General features: G+C 48.3%; 18 protein-coding genes. 12 read left to right on the forward strand and 6 right to left on the reverse strand.

The genetic code is table 11. The features are described from left to right. Nucleotides 1-5: 5 nt before the first annotated feature. Both KO512_RS04810 and KO512_RS04815 read left to right on the forward strand, forming a co-directional pair. Nucleotides 6-818, forward strand: coding sequence for a transglutaminase family protein (locus KO512_RS04810; RefSeq protein ID WP_215951201.1), 813 nt, complete (start codon nucleotides 6-8; stop codon nucleotides 816-818). A gap of 204 nt (nucleotides 819-1,022) precedes the next feature. Then, the gene (locus tag KO512_RS04815; protein ID WP_215951202.1) at nucleotides 1,023-1,934 is read left to right on the forward strand and encodes a GGDEF domain-containing protein; all 912 of its coding nucleotides are present in this window, start codon (nucleotides 1,023-1,025) and stop codon (nucleotides 1,932-1,934) included. A gap of 39 nt (nucleotides 1,935-1,973) precedes the next feature. Here KO512_RS04815 and KO512_RS04820 read toward each other — a convergent pair whose 3' ends face one another. Beyond that, complete coding sequence (locus tag KO512_RS04820; RefSeq protein WP_215951203.1) at nucleotides 1,974-2,669, reverse strand: phosphatase PAP2 family protein; 696 nt, start codon at nucleotides 2,667-2,669, stop codon at nucleotides 1,974-1,976. After that, nucleotides 2,662-4,167 (reverse strand): glycosyltransferase family 39 protein, encoded by a 1,506-nt coding sequence (locus KO512_RS04825; protein WP_215951204.1) that lies wholly within the window; start codon nucleotides 4,165-4,167, stop codon nucleotides 2,662-2,664. Before KO512_RS04825 ends, KO512_RS04820 begins: the two co-directional genes overlap by 8 nt. A 777-nt stretch (nucleotides 4,168-4,944) precedes the next feature. Here KO512_RS04825 and KO512_RS04830 point away from each other — a divergent pair. After that, on the forward strand, nucleotides 4,945-6,183 hold the full coding sequence (locus KO512_RS04830; RefSeq protein WP_215951205.1) for an EAL and HDOD domain-containing protein: 1,239 nt from the start codon (nucleotides 4,945-4,947) through the stop codon (nucleotides 6,181-6,183). A gap of 140 nt (nucleotides 6,184-6,323) precedes the next feature. Further along, nucleotides 6,324-7,070 (forward strand): sulfite exporter TauE/SafE family protein, encoded by a 747-nt coding sequence (locus tag KO512_RS04835; protein ID WP_215951206.1) that lies wholly within the window; start codon nucleotides 6,324-6,326, stop codon nucleotides 7,068-7,070. Nucleotides 7,071-7,160: 90 nt separating this feature from the next. Here KO512_RS04835 and ilvD read toward each other — a convergent pair whose 3' ends face one another. After that, complete coding sequence (ilvD, locus tag KO512_RS04840; RefSeq protein ID WP_215951207.1) at nucleotides 7,161-8,993, reverse strand: dihydroxy-acid dehydratase; 1,833 nt, start codon at nucleotides 8,991-8,993, stop codon at nucleotides 7,161-7,163. Nucleotides 8,994-9,256: 263 nt separating this feature from the next. Between ilvD and KO512_RS04845 the strand changes: the two genes are divergently transcribed. From KO512_RS04845 to KO512_RS04875, 7 genes are all read left to right on the forward strand, one after another. Then, a complete protein-coding gene (locus tag KO512_RS04845) occupies nucleotides 9,257-9,511 on the forward strand; it encodes a hypothetical protein (protein WP_215951208.1) in 255 nt (84 codons plus the stop codon). Continuing rightward, a complete protein-coding gene (locus KO512_RS04850; protein ID WP_215951209.1) occupies nucleotides 9,504-10,169 on the forward strand; it encodes a Crp/Fnr family transcriptional regulator in 666 nt (221 codons plus the stop codon). Before KO512_RS04845 ends, KO512_RS04850 begins: the two co-directional genes overlap by 8 nt. Before the next feature lie 96 nt (nucleotides 10,170-10,265). Next, entirely contained in the window at nucleotides 10,266-10,463 is a 198-nt protein-coding gene (locus KO512_RS04855) for a YgaP family membrane protein (RefSeq protein WP_215951210.1), read from the forward strand. Nucleotides 10,464-10,677: 214 nt separating this feature from the next. Next, entirely contained in the window at nucleotides 10,678-11,223 is a 546-nt protein-coding gene (locus tag KO512_RS04860) for a glycine zipper 2TM domain-containing protein (protein WP_215951211.1), read from the forward strand. A 27-nt stretch (nucleotides 11,224-11,250) separates the two neighbouring features. Continuing rightward, nucleotides 11,251-11,553: a PepSY domain-containing protein gene (locus tag KO512_RS04865; RefSeq protein WP_215951212.1), complete on the forward strand. Its 303-nt coding sequence runs from the start codon at nucleotides 11,251-11,253 to the stop codon at nucleotides 11,551-11,553. A gap of 31 nt (nucleotides 11,554-11,584) precedes the next feature. Beyond that, a complete protein-coding gene (locus KO512_RS04870) occupies nucleotides 11,585-12,277 on the forward strand; it encodes a response regulator transcription factor (RefSeq protein ID WP_215951213.1) in 693 nt (230 codons plus the stop codon). Beyond that, nucleotides 12,274-13,623: an ATP-binding protein gene (locus KO512_RS04875; RefSeq protein ID WP_215951214.1), complete on the forward strand. Its 1,350-nt coding sequence runs from the start codon at nucleotides 12,274-12,276 to the stop codon at nucleotides 13,621-13,623. Before KO512_RS04870 ends, KO512_RS04875 begins: the two co-directional genes overlap by 4 nt. A gap of 36 nt (nucleotides 13,624-13,659) precedes the next feature. Here KO512_RS04875 and argA read toward each other — a convergent pair whose 3' ends face one another. The 3 genes from argA to KO512_RS04890 form a co-directional block, all read right to left on the reverse strand. Continuing rightward, nucleotides 13,660-14,997, reverse strand: coding sequence for an amino-acid N-acetyltransferase (argA, locus tag KO512_RS04880; RefSeq protein ID WP_436792264.1), 1,338 nt, complete (start codon nucleotides 14,995-14,997; stop codon nucleotides 13,660-13,662). Nucleotides 14,998-14,999: 2 nt separating this feature from the next. Beyond that, nucleotides 15,000-16,151, reverse strand: a complete 1,152-nt coding sequence (gene argE / locus KO512_RS04885; RefSeq protein WP_215951215.1) for an acetylornithine deacetylase — start codon at nucleotides 16,149-16,151, stop codon at nucleotides 15,000-15,002. A 176-nt stretch (nucleotides 16,152-16,327) separates the two neighbouring features. After that, on the reverse strand, nucleotides 16,328-17,323 hold the full coding sequence (locus KO512_RS04890) for a branched-chain amino acid aminotransferase (RefSeq protein ID WP_215951216.1): 996 nt from the start codon (nucleotides 17,321-17,323) through the stop codon (nucleotides 16,328-16,330). 292 nt (nucleotides 17,324-17,615) lie between these two features. Between KO512_RS04890 and waaC the strand changes: the two genes are divergently transcribed. After that, nucleotides 17,616-18,347 (forward strand): lipopolysaccharide heptosyltransferase I (waaC, locus tag KO512_RS04895; RefSeq protein WP_215951217.1); only part of this gene is annotated, 732 nt, incomplete at its 3' end.

Raw genomic sequence — 18,347 nt, forward strand, 5'->3', positions numbered from 1 at the left:
GGCTTATGTGGCTACAAACGAGTTGTGATCTTGTCTTTGATATTTCTGTCCCAACACCTTTCGTGTTGATGTTGCGTCCCCGCAGTGGTGCGCTGCAGTGGATTGCCCGTGAAGAATATAAAATTGATCCGAGTGTGCCGGTGTTTGAGTTTACGGACAACTACGGCAACCTGTGTCAGCGACTGGTCGCTCCAGAAGGGCACTTTTCTATTCATACCTCGTCACGGGTGATGATCGCCGACATCCTCGATCGTGCTCCACAAGCGCCTTTTGTTGAGGTGCAGATGTTACCGGACGAAGTTCTCGGTTTTCTTTTACCCAGTCGCTACTGTGAATCAGACCGATTTGGTCAGATGGCGAACCAAATAACTGAAAACTGTTTACCCGGTTATGATCAAGTGGCTGCAATAGAGGCTTGGTTACGGAATACGTTTCGTTATGAACCGGGTGTGAGTGATTTATTATTGTCGGCCCAGGAGATCAACCAGCAGCCTGCAGGGGTATGTCGTGATCTAGCGCATCTGGGCATCGCTCTTTGCCGTAGTCTATGTATTCCCGCACGGATGGTTGTCGGCTATCTGCATGATCTCCAACCCATGGATCTGCATGCTTGGTTTGAAGCTTATGTCGGCGGTCGTTGGTATACCTTCGATGCGACCCAACACGAGCTATATGACACTTACCGTAAAGGTGGCTACGTTACTATTGGTTATGGTCGTGATGCGGCGGATGTGGCTATTTTTAATCAGTATGGCCCCGCTGTCGTCCCGATCGAGCAACGGGTCAGCGTTGAGTGTTTCAATGCCGAAGCGAATTGATAGTTTGGCTTGATAGTTTGGCTTGATAGGTTTGATGTCGGCTGACAAAATTTATTTATCAGTAATGCCCTAGTTTTTTGTTGAGCTAAAACAACAGATTGATCTGTATTACGGCTTAGGTTCGATGTCGATGATATTGAACCTCGTTGACTCTGTGGTTAAGGTCTATTCTTTATGTGGATACGCTTTATCAGCGAGCACATAATGAAAGAACTAGAGAAATTACATCTAAAAGAATTACTCGAGCAGCTGCCGGATCCTGCCTTTGTGATGACTCGTAGCGGTGTTTACGCAGCGATTTTTGGTGGACGTGATACCCGTTATTATCATGATGGTCGGGATCTTGTTGGTAAGCGCCTCAGCGATGTGTTGGTGCCTGCAAAAGCGGATTGGTTTTTTAAAGAGATCGCGGCGGTACTGAGCCGCCGAAAGATGCATGTGGTTGAATATGAACTGTCCAATCGAGATATTAAAGGGTTGGAGAGCATCGATGGGCCAGTTGAAACCATTTGGTTTGAAGGCCGAGTGAGTGCGCTGAGTTTTCAGGTCAATGATGAAGATGCTGTGCTTTGGGTTGCGACTAATCGTACAGCTAACCATCGACTACAGGAGAGATTACGCGCGTTAAGTATGACCGATCCGCTGACGGAGTTGCCGAATCGCCGTCAGTTGAATCAACTGTTAACAGAGTATCTCGATCGCGTTAAACGCTATTCTGAGGTAGTGACAGTGTTGATCTGGGACGTCGATCATTTCAAACGGGTTAATGATACGTTTGGTCACGAAAAAGGTGACGCAGTGTTGGTTGCGATGACCCAGTTATGTCGGCGCTACTTACGGCGTACCGATTGGCTTATTCGTATCGGCGGTGATGAGTTTGTTGTGTTAATGCCTTATACGGGAGAGAAACAGGCGGTACTGTTTTATGAGCGGTTTCGTGCAGAGGTGCAGGCATTGGTCATAAGCCTGCAAGTCGAAGGGTTGGACGTGGGTGTTACCGCAGGTATTAGTCTTATCCACAAAGACGATGCGACTATCCATGAGGTGTTGAAGCGGGCAGATCAGGCGCTATATCAGGCGAAGCGGCTTGGTCGTAATCAACTGCTCGCCAATTGAGTTTTATATAGCCTCGCGCCTGATCAAGCCTCTATTCTCTTAACTTGGTTTATTATCGAGCGGGTGTTTAAAGCCAAACAGCACGGCTAGACCCCAAGTGACGAAATAAACCGCCCAGAAGGCAAAGAGTACATCACTGAGGAAATGTCCTCCCTGCACGATACGTGTAAAACCTAGCGCAAGCCCCACCAAACAGCCTCCCCAGAATGCTCGTCGTGATGTGAATAGCCAGCCGAGAATCATAAAGTAAAACCCCATGGCTGCATGGCCGCTGACAAATGAGCAGTTTTTACTGCACGCACCGGAATAGACAAACGCTGGAGTGAACGTCTGATGGCCGCCAAAATTTTCCACCTGTACTGGGCGGGCACGGCCGATAGAGTTATTTTTTATCACTGTATTTACCAATAAGCCAGGCCCTAAAATAAGGGCGAGCAGTAAAAAGGTGATAGTCCACTTCTTGTAGTGTTTGAAATTTACTTTCTTAAACTTGATCAGTAACCCCGTCACGATAAGCCCTAACAGCACGGGGATCTGAATGTAAGCAAATAGCCTATAAAGGAACTGAACCAGTGGTTGGTTCTTATAGATAAAGCTGTCGCTTTGGGCATCGTAAAACAGTCCTGCGACAAATAGGTCGATCTGTGGAAAGCCGACAAACACTACGACACAGACTAGAAAGAGAATGAGTGCGCGGAAACCTTTTAACCGTGTTAATAAAGGAGCATTACTCATGGGCTTGTTGTCCGTTTTTTGGGATGCCTTTGAAACCACTGACTTTATACAGCCGTGCGGTACGGGAGAAGTTACTATAAAGCGGGAAAACCTGTTCAGTCAGTAGTGTTACATCGCTGAAATAGCGATTCAGTTTTGCTTCAATATCATGTTCACTAACAAACAAAAACTGCTTGGCCGTGCTTTTTGATAACGGATACTGAAGCTCATAATTATCTTCGATGTGATCATTATCACTCAGCGCGACCCCTTTAAAATCCTGTGGGCTGATGTAGTAGCCAAAATAGGCCAGCATTTTACGAGAATCACTCGCCAGTTTGTAATCTGGATATTGATCAAACCATGGCTGAAACTGATGAACAAACTGCGGCCAGCCGAGTAATCGTTTATAAGGGTCTGTTCCCTGTTTTCGTTCGATGCCAAGAGCATCAGTGACGACTGTGTAATGGTAGAAAGCCATTGAAAATAGCAAATTAACAAGCAAACCTATCAGTAGTAAGCGATAGCCTTTTACTTGGCTCAGATAATAACCTGTCAGTAGCGTCGCACCGATATAGGCAGGTCCTGCCCAGTTGACGTTAGCTTTGGCCATAAGCGCTTGTACCGAGAGCACCAAAAAAGTGGGCCAAAAAAGGCTCCAGAGTAGTTTTTCAGTTTCACTACGAGGCTGACGGCTTAGGCCTCTGACGATCATATAGATGAGGAATACAGGGCCAAAGACAAGTAATTGCCCTATCCAAAATTCAGTTAAGCGGCTGAAACTTAGCGAGCTGCGGCTCTGGCGAGAGATCTCAGCGGTATGCTGAAAGCTGATGAAATCGTGCTGATAATTCCAGTATAGGTTGGGTAACAGGAAACTGAGTGCTAACAGGCAGGTCAGCCAAAACCGAGGGTTGAGTAACAACTGTCGTCCGACGGGACTCAGAGCGGCATATAGCAGGAAAGTGCAGGGCAAGATGATAAAGGTATATTTAGAGAGTAAGCCTAGCCCGCCTGCAATGCCGGCTAACAGCCACCAAAGGCCGTTGTTGGTGTCTTTTGCTTGGATAAAAGCGTAAAAACAGAGGCACCAGAAAAAGATAAGGGGTGCATCGGTGGTGATAAATAGACTATTAAAACCGATTAGGGGCATCAACAGAAAGATAGCGCCACTGATCAGGGCTGCCCGACTTCCTGCAAGGTATTCTGCGGTGCGATAGATAATGATCGCTGCGCCACTGTAAAGCACCGGTGCCGCGAGTTTTACCGCCCATTCGGCATTACCAAACAGGGACGTGGTGAGCGCGATTAGCCAGCCTACCATCGGTGGTTTGGAGTAGTAACCCCAATCCAGTGTTTGGGCCCAGCTGAGGTAATAGGCCTCATCATAAAAGAGTGTTATCGGTGTACTGATAACGATCCATTCGCGATAGAAAAACAACAGGGCTAGCAGAGCTAGAAACCATCGGAATGGGTGTGCAGTAAATAGCGATGATGAATCGGAAGACGCAGGAGACATTCTTTATTCCGGACTGATGGATTTTATGTCCGGCAACCGGCCGGTGTTAGATTGGGGCTAAGTTTAACAGAGCCCCATAGGCAAAGAAATGTTCAGATTTTGTTTTGCAATAGTGGGTCGATCACTGGTGGCTTGAAGTCATTCGAGAGCCGTCAATATATCGATATAAAAGGGTTTTAGATGCCACAGGGCTCACGTTAGCCCGAGTCATCCATTGCTGAAGAGTTTAAGCCGATTGTATGCTCGTTTCTTCGAGGTCCAGCTTGTCGACAATATTCCATTGATGGGGGACATGAGTTAAGCGGAGTACACTCTGGCAGTTGTTACATTCAAAGAGTGTGTCGTTATAAATATGATTTTTTTCTGTTAGATGTTTATGTGCGGATGTGCGTCCGGTTTGCAGTAGGACAAAACAGTCACTGCAGAGTGCTTGGTCTTCCATTGACGAATAACCTCCCTTTATTCAAACAATATGTCGGGATATTGTATCTGACGGGGCTGTAAAATTAAATCATCTGGCCGAGAATTCATGGCGATGGTTAGAGTCGTTGGTCTTTACCTTATTGAGGATCAAGCTGTTTATCGCGTTATAAATTTGATATCAGACTATTGTTGGTTGGTGTTGGGGTTCGCACCTTTGTGGCTAAATTGGGATATGAATAATGTACAGTTTAACTTTTTACATGCTATAAACAGAAGATAGTTTTCTCTCCGGTATCTCTTATCGAGGGCAAGGTTGGGTTATACTGGACTAAGATTTGAGCAGGGGAATAAGTTGTGAGTATTGCGTTAGATGAAGATGTATTGGCTGACGGTTCTGTTCTGTTAGCGCGTCAGCCTATTTTCAATAAAAGCCAGGATGTACAGGCCTATAGTTTGCTGTATCGCTCCGATAAGGGAACGATGCCATTAGATTTTTCGGATGAGCAGGCTACCGCTTCCGTGATTCTTAATAACTATGCAGTCGCTTCGAGCGGTGGTAAAACCAAACGACTGCCTCTGTTCGTTAAACTGACACAGAGTATGTTGTTGTCTGATATGCTGCCGAATCTCCCCCATGACAGTGTCGTATTTGAACTGTTGCGTGAAGACGGTATATCTAAAGAGCTGTTAAACGTCTTACGGGCCCGTAAAGAGCAGGGATATAAGTTTGCTCTGACGCACTATACCGGTGATAAAGCGCAGACCGCCCTGCTAGATCTGATGTACGTGGTAAAGATCGATATTCAACGCCATGATGATGCAGAGTTAAAACAATTAGTCTCTTTTTGTAAGCCTTACCGAGTACATCTTTTGGCCGATAAAGTTGAGAGCCAGGATGACTTTAGACGAGCGATTGGGCTGGGCTTCCATCTGTATCAGGGGTATTTTCTCTGCCGTCCGGTTTCCATTAAGGGCAAAAATTTTGGTAGTTCAAAAATTCTTATTCTGGAACTGCTATCAGAGCTGAATAACCCCGCGGCGACTGCTGAATCGGTCGAACAGATTGTTATTAACGATCCCGCACTGACTTATAAAATACTCCGGCTTGTAAACTCGGCTGCGTTTAGTACGCCGAAGGAGATTGAGTCGATCTCGCATGCGATATCATTGATTGGTATGGATCAGGTGAAGAAGTGGGCGACCCTATTCTTACTCAGTGGGCAGTCGGATAAACCGGAAGAGCTCACACGGGTGATGCTGATTCGTGGCCGGATGTGTGAGTTACTGGCTGAGATGCTAAGTTATCCACAGACGATCAACTTCTTTATGGTTGGCTTGCTGTCGCAGCTCGATGCCATGATGGATACGGATATGCAGGTGTTGCTGAACCAGATTCCGTTAAATGATTCAATTAAGGATGCGATATTGTCCCATATTAATCAGAAGGGGGAGATCCTCACGGAAGTGCAGCACTACGAGCGTGGCGAATGGAGCGATATGCGTAACCTTCTTGATAAGCCGTTTTATGAAGTGGCTTACCGTCATAGTTTGCAGTGGGCTGATCAGGTATTGGCATCGTTGCAAGAGCCTTGATAGATATTCAATAAGACCCGTTGTTAATGAATGCGAAACGCACGGTGATACCGTGCGTTTTAGGTTTTAAATCGGTATTGATGCTTTACTGCCTTGGGCGTTGTTTCCATCCGCTTTATTTATATGTTTAAGGAGTCTTCGTGAACTGGTTGCCCGATGCTATTGGCGTTGATACGGCGCTTTTGCTCATTATCACTAGCACACTAACATCGATGGTGACTGCTGCCATGGGGATTGGTGGGGGGGTGTTATTGCTGGCGGTGATGGCGACGGTCGTGCCTGCAGCAGCCCTGATTCCGGTACATGGTTTGGTTCAGGTGGGATCAAATGGCAATCGGGCCTTCCTTACTCGTGAGCATATCGATTGGCCGTTACTTCGATTGTTTTTGTTCGGGGCCGTGGTCGGTGCGGTGATTGCGTACTTTGTAGTTGTTCAATTGCCGGTTGAGGTAATTCAGCTCTGTGTAGCAGGGTTTATTCTGTTTTTGGTTTGGGGGCCTAAGCTGGGTAAACAGGAGATGCCGCCTGCAGGGTTGGTGTTGGCTGGTACAGGAACGACGTTATTAACGATGTTTGTTGGTGCGACGGGGCCTTTAGTGGCTGCCTTTGTGCATCGCTTAGGGTATGAAAAGTATCGTGTGGTGGCGACGTTCGCGGCTTGTATGACCGCACAGCATCTATTGAAGATGTTTGTCTTTGGCTTGATAGGGTTTTCGTTTACCGATTGGCTACCACTCATTGTATTGATGGTTGCTGGTGGTTTTGCGGGGACTTGGATTGGCTTACATATCCTGAAAAAAGTGCCTGCCGAACGATTTCAGATGATTTTTCGTGTCTTGGTGACGGTGCTAGCCCTGCGGCTTATTTGGCAGGTTTACAGTGGCTAGAAGGGGCTGTCGTTAAAAGAGTGAAATGAAACGTATAAAAAAGCAGCCCTTTTTGGCTGCTTTTTTGTGACCAGATTTAATCTTTACTGATTAGTCTAGTTTACTCAGATCGCGCACTGCGCCTTTATCGGCAGAGGTTGCCAATAGAGCATAGGCTTTCAATGCTGCAGACACTTTACGCGGGCGAGCTTCGACCGGTTTCCAGCCTGAGGCATCCTGTTCTGCACGGCGTTGTGCCAGTTCTTCATCGGAGAGCAATACGTCGATTGTACGGTTAGGGATATCGATACGGATACGATCACCGTTACGTACTAAACCGATTGCGCCGCCAGCCGCTGCTTCAGGAGATACATGGCCAATGGATAGGCCGGAGGTACCGCCAGAGAAACGACCATCGGTTAGCAAGGCGCACTCTTTGCCCAAACCTTTAGACTTGATGTAAGAGGTTGGGTAGAGCATCTCTTGCATACCTGGTCCGCCTTTAGGGCCTTCGTAGCGCACGATAACCACATCACCGGCTTTCACTTTATCGTCAAGAATATTGGCGACGGCCTCGTCCTGAGATTCGGTGATATGGGCTGGACCTTCAAAGACCAGAATGGATTCATCGACACCGGCCGATTTGACCACACAGCCGTCAACGGCAATGTTGCCGTGTAATACGGCTAGACCACCTTCGAGGGAGTACGCATGCTCTATGGCTCGAATACAGCCGTTTTCACGGTCACCGTCCAGTGTTGGCCAGCGAGTTGCTTGACTAAATGCCACCTGAGTGGGGATGCCGGCAGGGCCCGCTTTATAGAATTCCATTACTTCAGGTGACGGGTTGCGCATAATATCCCACTTATCCAGCGCATCTTTCATTGTTGGTGCGTGGACGGTCGGGGTATCTGTGTGCAGTTTGCCTGCTCGGTCGAGTTCACCGAGAATGGCCATGATGCCGCCCGCACGGTGTACGTCTTCAACATGGTATTTAGGTGTATTCGGTGCCACTTTACACAATTGAGGAACAGAGCGAGACAGACGGTCAATATCCCTCATGGTGAAGTCGATCTCGGCTTCCTGAGCAATCGCTAACAGGTGCAAGATGGTATTGGTTGATCCACCCATGGCAATATCGAGGGTCATCGCATTTTCAAACGCTTTAAAGCCCATAGAACGGGGCAGTAGAGAGTCATCATCCTGCTCGTAATAACGCTTCGCCATCTTAACAATACTGCGACCGGCTTCTAGGAACAGTTGTTCTCTGTCAGCATGCGTTGCGACCACGGTGCCATTACCGGGCAGTGCTAAGCCTAATGCTTCGGCCAGACAGTTCATCGAGTTCGCGGTGAACATGCCGGAGCAGGAGCCACAAGTTGGGCAGGCTGAGCGCTCAACGGCATCAATCATTTCATCAGAGGTATTCGGGTCAACCGCGAGTACCATTGCATCAACCAGATCCAACTTATGCTCGGATAGTTTGGTTTTGCCTGCTTCCATCGGCCCGCCGGAAACAAAGATCACTGGGATATTGAGGCGCATAGCAGCCATCAGCATCCCCGGTGTGATTTTGTCACAGTTGGAGATACACACCAGTGCATCAGCACAGTGGGCATTGACCATATACTCGACGGAATCCGCAATAATATCTCTAGAAGGCAGAGAGTAGAGCATGCCATCATGACCCATGGCGATACCGTCATCGATAGCGATGGTATTAAATTCTTTAGCGACCCCACCCGCTTTTTCGATTTCACGGGCGACCAGTTGACCCATGTCTTTTAGGTGAACGTGGCCCGGTACAAATTGGGTAAATGAATTGGCGATAGCGATAATGGGCTTTTGAAAATCGTCATCCTTCATCCCCGTGGCGCGCCAAAGTGCGCGGGCACCGGCCATATTACGACCTGCGGTGGAGGTCTTGGAGCGATATTGTGGCATGCACAGATCCTCTGCGGTTGAAGTGGGTATATCTATAAGACCGCCGATTATAGCAAAACTCTCAGCGGGAATATCTAACAATCCACGAATAAGTGCATTCGGTGATAAGAATGATCAGCCGCCCTCTTTTCTGTTTGTTCAGCGGTAGGTGAAATCGTCCTTGGTCTGATGATTCGTCGATGATTTTGTGGTGTCATTTATTGGGCTATTGTTTCAGTGGATAACATCGTATTCTTAATGCATTCAGAACAGTGGAGAGAGTCATGGAAATAGATAAAAAACAGGTGCGTTCTGATCGTTGGCTTAAGCGGATGATGCGAACCGGTGTCCCCGTAGCGATTGTTAGTGTGCTGTGCCTTTGGTTGGGACAATTATTGTCTTCTCCCGCCCTCGGAAGTGTGTTTTTAGTGACGATGCCTATTGCGCTGGTAATCGGCTTTAGTTACAACATTCGCTATGTGATGTTGGCGGTGCGGGCACGGCGTCAGGCGGTGGAGAAATCTGCGGACCATGAATGATATCAGTCAACTCACACAGCAGTTTCCTCAACTGGGGGCGTTGGATGATGTCGGTCTTGCTATTCTCAGTCGTGCGAAGCGGGTAGAGTTGCCGGCAGATCAGGTCGTGTTCCATCAGGGTAATGTCTGTAGTCACTTTATTATTGTTATTTCGGGCGTGGTGAAAGTGCTTGGCCGAAACGCCAATGGTCGGGAGTTGATTTTGTACCGCATCGAAAACCAGGGGACCTGTGTGCTCACGACCTCCTGTTTATTAGGGGGTGAAGAGTATCCTGCCGAAGGGATTACCGAAACAGAAGTAACTGCGTTTTTACTGCCGTTGACAGAGTTTCAGCGGGCGATGACTGAATCAGCAGGATTAAGGCAATTTATCTTCGACTCTTACGGCGAGCGATTAGCTAAATTGATCACGCTGGTGCAGGAGATCGCTTTTGAACGAATTGAAACTCGGCTGGCTCGCTATTTGATAGAACATGTTGGGCCAGGTTCTGTACTACTACGTTCCCACCAAGAGATTGCTGATGAGCTAGGTACTGCGCGGGAAGTGGTAAGCCGTCAATTAAAGATGTTTGAGCAGAAAGAGTGGGTTTCACTGGGACGTAATCAGGTGCTGTTTCTTAATAAAGGCGCCATGAAAAATGCTGCCCTAGGTCATTAAAACGATACAATAAATCCTATGTGTGACTTTGTCACAGACTTTACCTGTAAGCCGGACCATACTTTATCTAACCCTGAAGAATCTGAGGATAGAAAGATGAAAAAGAATATCGGCTCTATTGATAAAGTTATTCGTATCGTTGTTGGTTTAATACTGATAGCACTCGTATTTGTTGGCCCTCAAACCCCATGGGGGTGGATAGGCGTACCTTTGATCGCTATTGCGCTGTTTGGCTGGTGCCCGTTGTATCGTATTCTAGGTATCAGTAGCTGTAAGAAATGTGATACTAAATAAACATTACATTCTGCGCTGAATCAGGCGCTAAGAGAAAACCGACGCTCGCCGTCGGTTTTTTTTCGTCTGCACTTTCTCATTGTTTTGCTTGAGTGAAAGAGGGGAGTTGTGAAGTTAGGTAAAGCTGAACTAGGAACTGTGCAATTCAGGATCGGTTCAGTCCAGTGATATCACAATAGACTCCAGACTCTAGTAATAGAGAAGGAGAGTAATTATGAAAAAGATAATCGTATGTAGTTTGATGGCCTTAGGACTCTTTTCTTCGGTAGTGGAAGCCGATTCCCGTTATAAAGAAGAACGGCATCACCGAGAGTATGCCCAGGTGATTCAGGTACAGCCTATTGTGGTGCAATCTGAACGCCGCACTCCTCGACGGGAGTGTTGGGAGGAAGAGGTGCGCTATGAAACCCCTCGTCATCAGCAAAAATCCTACACGGGTCCGATACTTGGCGGTATTATTGGCGGAGCCATCGGTAATGGCTTAGGGCATGGGCAAGACAATAAGAAGGTGGGTGCTGTGGTAGGTGCGGTGTTAGGGGCATCAATCGGTAACGATGTCACTCACAATCGACAACGTGATAATCATGTCGGTTACCGTACTGAAACACGGTGTAACGTGCAGCATGATGTGGAATATTATGAGCGAGTCGCCGGTTATAATGTGACTTACCGCTATAATGGTCGTACTTATAATACGCGGATGGATCATCATCCAGGCAAACGGATACCTGTAAGGGTTAATGTGAGTCCTGTTTCTTAAATAGTTGTAAATGAAAGGGTGATAATCATGCTCAGAGTGTTCTCATATACACTCCTTGGTTTACTGATGACGATCATGGGAACGGCTGCCGTAGCCGGTATAGCTCAGGTAACGCCTAGATATAGTGTTGGATCGGTGATGATTGCGGCAAATTCTGTATCGTTACAGCAGGCAGCCAAGATAGCTAAACAGAACTATGGCGGTAAAGTGGTTAAGGCGGATACACAAAAACGTGGTGGTCGTTTAGTACACCATATTCGCTTGATTAATAAAGGGCGTGTTAAAACGGTATTAATTGATGCGAGAAGCGGTCAGGTGATATCCCCATAAGGCTTTACCATCAATAGAAGGGAATGAATGTATGAAGATACTGGTTATTGAAGATGATACGGATCTACGGCGGCAACTGGTAACCACACTGCAAGACAGTGGTTATGCGGTTGAAGAAGCCGAAGACGGCGAAGAGGGCCTGTATCTTGGTAGTGAGTTTCCTTATGACCTTGCGGTTGTTGATATCGGTTTACCGAAGTTGTCTGGGGTCGAGGTTATTCGGGGTTGGCGTAAAAGTGACGTTAATTTCCCTGTGCTTATTTTAACCGCTCGGGGTGACTGGCAAGATAAAGTTGAGGGTCTAGAGGCCGGCGCGGATGACTACTTGGTCAAACCGTTCCATATTGAAGAGCTGATGGCGCGTTTGAATGCACTGCTGCGTCGAGCGGCTGGACATGCTAAACCGATGCTGGAGTTTGGCCCTTTGAAGCTCGATAGCAGTGGCCGGAATGTTTATCTCAATGAGGTTGCGGTTAAACTCACCAGTTATGAATACCGAACCCTCGAATATTTGATGCTGAATGCTGGAAAAGTGATCTCTAAGAGTGAATTAACAGAGCATCTGTATCATCAAGACTTTGACCGTGACAGTAACGTGTTAGAGGTCTTTATTCGCCGTTTACGGCAGAAACTCGATCCGGAGCAATCGTTACAGCCTATCTCGACCGTACGCGGGCTTGGCTATCGCTTTGATCTACCCGCTGGAGTTGCTAGTAACACATGATGCCCAAGGCCCTTCGCGCGCGTCTATTACTGGCGTCACTGCTGTTACTTCCGGTGTTTTTTGGGCTCACGGGCTTTGCGCTACAGCAGGCGTTTCATCATAGCTTGGAAGCTGCTGAAGAGGAGCGGTTGAAGCTGCAGGTCTATTTGATTCTGGGGGCTGCTGAGCTAAGGGGTGACCGGATTATGATTCCTGATGATTTACAGGAGCCTCGCTACAGTCAGGTAGAGTCAGGGTTGTATGGTTTTCTGAATGACGGCAATGATATGTTGGTGTGGTATTCAGAATCCGCCAAACTGCTGACTGATGCGTTGATTGATCAGCTCGATGCCGAAGGGCTCAAAACGGGCGAATCACGGTTTTATCGTATGCCTAATGAGGGGATGTTCGTTTATCAGTTTGCTCTGTTATGGGAGATTGCTGGACGGGAGCACAACTATGTCTTTACGGTATTGGAGTCGGACAGTGAGGTTAAAACCGAGCAACATGCCTTTAATACCCGTTTATGGGGATGGTTGAGTGGCGCTATTTTCCTCTTTTTATTGATAGAGACTGCGCTAATTCGCTGGGGTCTTAAACCGTTGACACAGTTGGCTAAAGATCTTAAACGGATTGAGTTGGGGCAGAGTGATAAGCTGACCGGTGATTATCCTACCGAAGTGCAAGCCGTGACCGATAATCTGAACCTGTTGATCAGTAATGAACGTCTGCAGCGAGAGCGTTATCGAAATACTTTGGGTGATCTGGCCCATAGTTTGAAAACACCGTTAGCCGTTATTCAGGGGGCGCGGCAGGAAAAGTTAACTTTTGATGAATACCAGAAATTGGTGACGGATCAGGCTGGTCGGATGGATCAGATTGTTCAATATCAACTTTCCCGAGCGGTTAAAAGTCAGGGGCGAACACTGGCGAAAAAAACGCCGGTTGCGCCCTTGATTGAACGCATGACTGCGGCATTGAATAAGGTCTATCGTGATAAGCAGATCGAGATAACACTTCAACTCGGGGGCGATTACCAACTACCGGCAGATGAGCGTGACCTGATGGAGTTGCTGGGTAATATTCTCGAGAACGCCTTTAAGTATGGGCATCATCAAGTGGCTGTTAGCTTCAGTAACGGTGGCGGGATGTTGCAGATCGATATTGCCGATGATGGTGAGGGCGTCTCGCCGGAACTGCGTCAAACGATTCTTAAACGAGGCGAGCGGGCGGACACCTCCGCGCCGGGCCAAGGGATTGGTTTATCGGTGGCGGTTGACATTCTCAGTAGCTACGACGGTGAGTTGGCCATCGGTGAATCAATATTGGGCGGCGCGCTGTTTTCGATCAGAATGCCATTAAATTAGCATCTTTCTGCCTGCACAGCCGCTTTTTAGTGGGGATTAAAGTGGCTTAGAGAACGCTTTAGAGTTGCGTTGAAAGTTATACATCTCTTGCTTGCGGTTGGGCAGGCTGCTGATCTCGGTTGGCTCAAAGCCGCGTTCGATAAACCAGTGAGCAGTGCGGGTTGTTAATACAAACAACCGGTTAAGCTGTTGCGCCCGTGCGGCCGCTTCGATCGCATGTAGTAGGGACTCTCCTCGTTCACCGCCCCGATATTCCGGCGATATAGCCACACAGGCGAGCTCGCCAATCTGTTCTTCAGGGAAGGGATAGAGGGCGGCGCAGCCGACAATCGCACCATCGAGGGCGACCACGGTAAATTGATTGATCTCTGCTTCCAGTAATTCGCGGGAGCGGCGAACCAGAATACCCGCTTCCTCCATGGGACGGATAAGCTCCAAAATACCACCCACATCTTCAATGGTGGCAGGCCTTACTTGTTCGTAAGACTGCTCGATCACCATGGTGCCGATCCCGTTACGGCTGAACAGTTCGGACACTAATGCGCCGTCTTCACGGTAGCTAATTAAGTGGCTACGGGCGACACCGTGGCGTGAGGCTTTAACCGCCGCCTGAAGGTGACGACAAAGTTCTGAAGGTACTTGATCCGGAGCGCTATGTTTAGTCATATACTGGCTTACCAGTCGCTCTGCCGTATCGGCCAGTAGTTCTGACCGCAGGACTTCGGTGCTGTCACGTACCCCACCGTTTTCGCCAAACAGAATTAGCTTATCGGCATCAAGGCTGATGGCGACCTGAGTCGCTACATCTTCAACGGCTAGATTGAAAATCTCCCCGGTGGGTGAATAGCCTAAATGTGACAGCAGCACGATATTATTCATGCTGAGTTGCTGGCGGATCGCTTCTTGATCAATCCGCCGTACTTCGCCGGTATGGCAAAGGTCGACACCGTTATAGACCCCAAATGGGCGCGCGGTGACGAAATTACCGCTACATACGCGGATTTTTGCGCCATGCATCGGCGAATTAGCCAGCCCCATAGAGAGCTTGGCTTCTATTTCAGTGCGAAGGCTGGCGGCGGATTCGATGACGCAGCGTAGCGTATCAGTATCGGTGACGCGTAAGTGATGGTGAACCCGCCCGACAATATTTTGTTCTTCTAGGCGTGCCCTGATCTGAGGTCGTGAACCGTGAATTAATACGAGTTTGACTCCAAGACTATTAAGCAGAGCAATATCGTGAATGATGTTGGCAAAATTTGGATCGGCGAGCGCCTCCCCTCCTAACATCAGAACGAAAGTTTTGCCCCGATGAGCATTGATATAGGGGGAGCTGTGACGAAACCAGTTAACGTATTGGCTGCTATCTTTATTCACGATTAAAAACAGTACCTTGCAATCAGTTGTTCTAGTACCGCTACTGTAGGCTTTATCTGGTCAAAAGCCAAATATTCATCAGGCTGGTGGGCTTGATCGATGGAGCCTGGGCCCATAACAATGGTATCCATGCCTAAATCTTGCATAAACGGCGCTTCGGTACCGAAAGCGACGGCTTCTGCCTGATAGCCGGTTAATTTTTCAGCGCTGCGCACTAGTTCTGAATGTTTATCGTTACTAAACGGGCGCACTTCGGGAAACAGCGGAGCCGTCGAAATCGATACGCCGAACTGGTTTTCCAGTGGTTGTAAGCGCTGACTAATGGCTTCGCGTAACAGGTCGGCCGACATACCGGGCAATGGGCGCAGATCAAATTCAAGGTCGCAGGCACCACAGATGCGGTTGGGGTTATCTCCGCCATGAATGCAGCCTAGATTGAGGGTCGGTACCGATACTTTGAAATCACTGTTTTGATAATCTCGTTGGAGTTCCTGCCGAAAGCTGATCAGTTGACCCAGCACCGAGTGCATCGCCTCGAGCGCACTGGCGCCCAGTGCCGGATCGGATGAGTGACCCGCGGTGCCTTTAATTTTAATCTGCTCCATCATAATGCCTTTATGCATATAGATCGGTCGTAAGCTGGTAGGCTCACCAATCACAGCATAACGGGCTTTAGGGCGGCCTGCTTCAGCCAGTGCTCGGGCACCATCCATCGAGCTTTCCTCATCGGCGGTCGCTAAGATGATGAGTGGGTGCTTCAGGGTTTGTTCGGTAAATTTGCGCGCCGCTTCGATTGCAATGGGAAAGAAACCTTTCATGTCACAGGTGCCGAGGCCGTAGAAACGGTTATTTTTCTCGGTCAGTTTAAAGGGATCGCTATTCCACAGTTCCGCGTTAAATGGCACGGTATCGGTATGTCCTGCTAGCACTAACCCTCCGGGACCACTGCCAAGAGTGGCGATCAGATTCGCTTTTTCCGGCTGTCCGGGGAGCGGCATAATCTCAGTGTGAAAGCCGAGAGCGGACAACCATTGCTCGAGCTTTTCAATCACGGCCAAGTTGCTCTGATCCCAATGTGCCGCAGTACAGCTCACTGAGGGTGTTGCGATCAGTTCAGTCAACATAGTGAGCAGTTCGGGCGTGGCAGGGCGCATGGCAATATCCGTTTGTTATTAGTGTTATTCGGTTATTGTGCAGCTTTTGAGGACAATATAAAAGGCGGCAATATCGCTGGGCATTTAAAAAAGAAAACCCCGCAAGTTGCGAGGTTTATGAGTTATCTATCCAGATGGATGCAACGTTGTTAGTTGCCCCCGTAACAAGGGATCAATTAGATCCGTGTTAGCCAGCCATGCTTATCTTCAGCTTTGCCCCACTGGATGTCATTTAGGGCTTGGCGCAATTTAACCGTTGTCGCTCCAATACCGCCGTCACCCACAGGATAGTCTTTACCGTTATGAATCAGTGTGCCAACGGGCGTCAGTACTGCGGCGGTGCCGGACAGTGCCGCTTCGCAACCGGGTTTAGCGGCCCGTTCGAGCAGTTCGTCGATGGTGAGTTGGCGTTCCTGTACATCCATGCCGAGATCTCGAGCAATAGTCAGGATTGAATCACGGGTTACGCCGTGCAAAAAGCTTTCGTCTAGTGCTTTAGTAATGATTTGGTTACCATCGATCAGCAGGAAGTTAGCTGCACCAGTTTCCTGTACATCGCCATTCGGGCAGAACAGCACTTGATCCGCATTGAACTCTTCTTTGGCTTTCATGATAGGACGTAAAGCGCTGGCATAGTTGCCGCCACTTTTAATCATACCCATGTGAGCAGCACAGCGAGCACCGTCTTCTTCCAGTAACAAACGTAGCGTGGTATCGCCTCCGGCAAAATAATCGCCGACTGGGGATAGCAGAATGTACTGGCATGAAGTCACTGAGGGTGATGCTGCTTTACCAATAGCTGGTTCGGTACCGAAGTGGGTTGGACGGATATACATCGAACCTGGAGGCTCTGGCACTTCGTCTTTATAGCGGCTGACGATATCAATGATCATCTGTTCCGTCGCCGCTTTATCAATTGGCGGTAACGCTAATAGCTCGCTGCTTTGCGTGAATCGCGCGATATTGCGATCCATACGGAAGATATTGATCGAGCCATCTTCATGGCGGAATGCTTTAAGGCCCTCAAAGCAGGTGCTGGAATAGTGCAGTACATGGGCTCCGGGATGCAGTTGTATGCTTTCACTGCTGACGATCTCCGCCGGGCTCCAGCTATTACCGTCAAACCAGGAGATTGCCATTTCCGGTATAAACACAGTTCCAAAAGCTGCCATTGGTTACCTCGAACATATAAAGAGTTGATTGATCTGAGTTGATTGGTCTGTTGCACGCAGCGTGATTCAGAGAATTTTCAGGCTAATGATTGTAATCAGCAATTGTTAAAAAGGGAATCGGCTATAGAGTAATAAAGTCAGTGAAATGGTAGAAAAGTGCCGATGTGTCGACAAAAATAACGGATGGGTCACTTTTTTAGAGGTAAAGCAAAAGTTCTGAAGGGTGACGTATTAATGATAAATGCTATACTGCGGCTTTCTATATCTCCTTATTTGACTGGCAGGAATCCCCTTGAAAGTTCTGATTGTGAAAACCTCATCCATGGGGGATGTTATCCACACGCTGCCAGCACTGACCGATGCGGTCAAGGCAATTCCTAACATCCGGTTTGATTGGGTGGTGGAAGAAGCCTTTGCTGAAATTCCAAGTTGGCATTCTGCCGTTGATAAGGTCATTCCGGTGGCTATTCGTCGCTGGCGTAAAAATCTTTGGCAAACCTTTACCGGTGGTGAATGGGGACGTTATCGTGCGGCACTGGCAGACACTAATTATGATTTAGTCATTGATGCGCAGGGATTATTAAAAAGCGCCGCACTGGTTACCCGCTATAGTCATGGCGTGCGCTGTGGTTATGATAAGAACTCTGCGAGGGAATCGTTGGCGGCCCATTTTTATCAGCGTCGCTTTAGTGTTGCTAAACAGCAGCATGCGGTGGAGCGCACTCGACAGCTATTTGCGCAAGCGCTGGGTTATGAGCTGGAAGGTCGCGGCGATTTTGCTATTCGTCAACACTTTATGACTGATCAGCATGACGGGGCGAACTATCTGGTATTTCTACATAGCACCACCCGTTTTGATAAGCACTGGCCAGAGGAGTATTGGCTGGAACTGATCGCTAAAGCGACGGCGGCTGGTTGGATTATTAAGTTACCCTGGGGTAATGCTAACGAGAAGGCGCGGGCAGAAAGGCTGGCGCAAGGGCAAAGTGGCGTTGAGGTGTTAGCCAAACTTAACCTTGCTGAG

It is taken from the genome of Amphritea atlantica (assembly GCF_018860855.1).
GTDB lineage: Bacteria > Pseudomonadota > Gammaproteobacteria > Pseudomonadales > Balneatricaceae > Amphritea > Amphritea atlantica_A.

Coding starts and splice junctions, on each gene's coding strand:
- KO512_RS04825 (WP_215951204.1), bottom strand. CDS start 4,167: ATGTCTCCTGCGTCTTCCGATTCATCATCGCTATTTACTGCACACCCA.
- KO512_RS04815 (WP_215951202.1), top strand. CDS start 1,023: ATGAAAGAACTAGAGAAATTACATCTAAAAGAATTACTCGAGCAGCTG.
- KO512_RS04850 (WP_215951209.1), top strand. CDS start 9,504: ATGAATGATATCAGTCAACTCACACAGCAGTTTCCTCAACTGGGGGCG.
- KO512_RS04890 (WP_215951216.1), bottom strand. CDS start 17,323: ATGGCAGCTTTTGGAACTGTGTTTATACCGGAAATGGCAATCTCCTGG.
- KO512_RS04810 (WP_215951201.1), top strand. CDS start 6: ATGTGGCTACAAACGAGTTGTGATCTTGTCTTTGATATTTCTGTCCCA.
- KO512_RS04870 (WP_215951213.1), top strand. CDS start 11,585: ATGAAGATACTGGTTATTGAAGATGATACGGATCTACGGCGGCAACTG.
- KO512_RS04865 (WP_215951212.1), top strand. CDS start 11,251: ATGCTCAGAGTGTTCTCATATACACTCCTTGGTTTACTGATGACGATC.
- KO512_RS04845 (WP_215951208.1), top strand. CDS start 9,257: ATGGAAATAGATAAAAAACAGGTGCGTTCTGATCGTTGGCTTAAGCGG.
- KO512_RS04820 (WP_215951203.1), bottom strand. CDS start 2,669: ATGAGTAATGCTCCTTTATTAACACGGTTAAAAGGTTTCCGCGCACTC.
- KO512_RS04860 (WP_215951211.1), top strand. CDS start 10,678: ATGAAAAAGATAATCGTATGTAGTTTGATGGCCTTAGGACTCTTTTCT.
- KO512_RS04855 (WP_215951210.1), top strand. CDS start 10,266: ATGAAAAAGAATATCGGCTCTATTGATAAAGTTATTCGTATCGTTGTT.
- ilvD (WP_215951207.1), bottom strand. CDS start 8,993: ATGCCACAATATCGCTCCAAGACCTCCACCGCAGGTCGTAATATGGCC.
- KO512_RS04875 (WP_215951214.1), top strand. CDS start 12,274: ATGATGCCCAAGGCCCTTCGCGCGCGTCTATTACTGGCGTCACTGCTG.
- argE (WP_215951215.1), bottom strand. CDS start 16,151: ATGCGCCCTGCCACGCCCGAACTGCTCACTATGTTGACTGAACTGATC.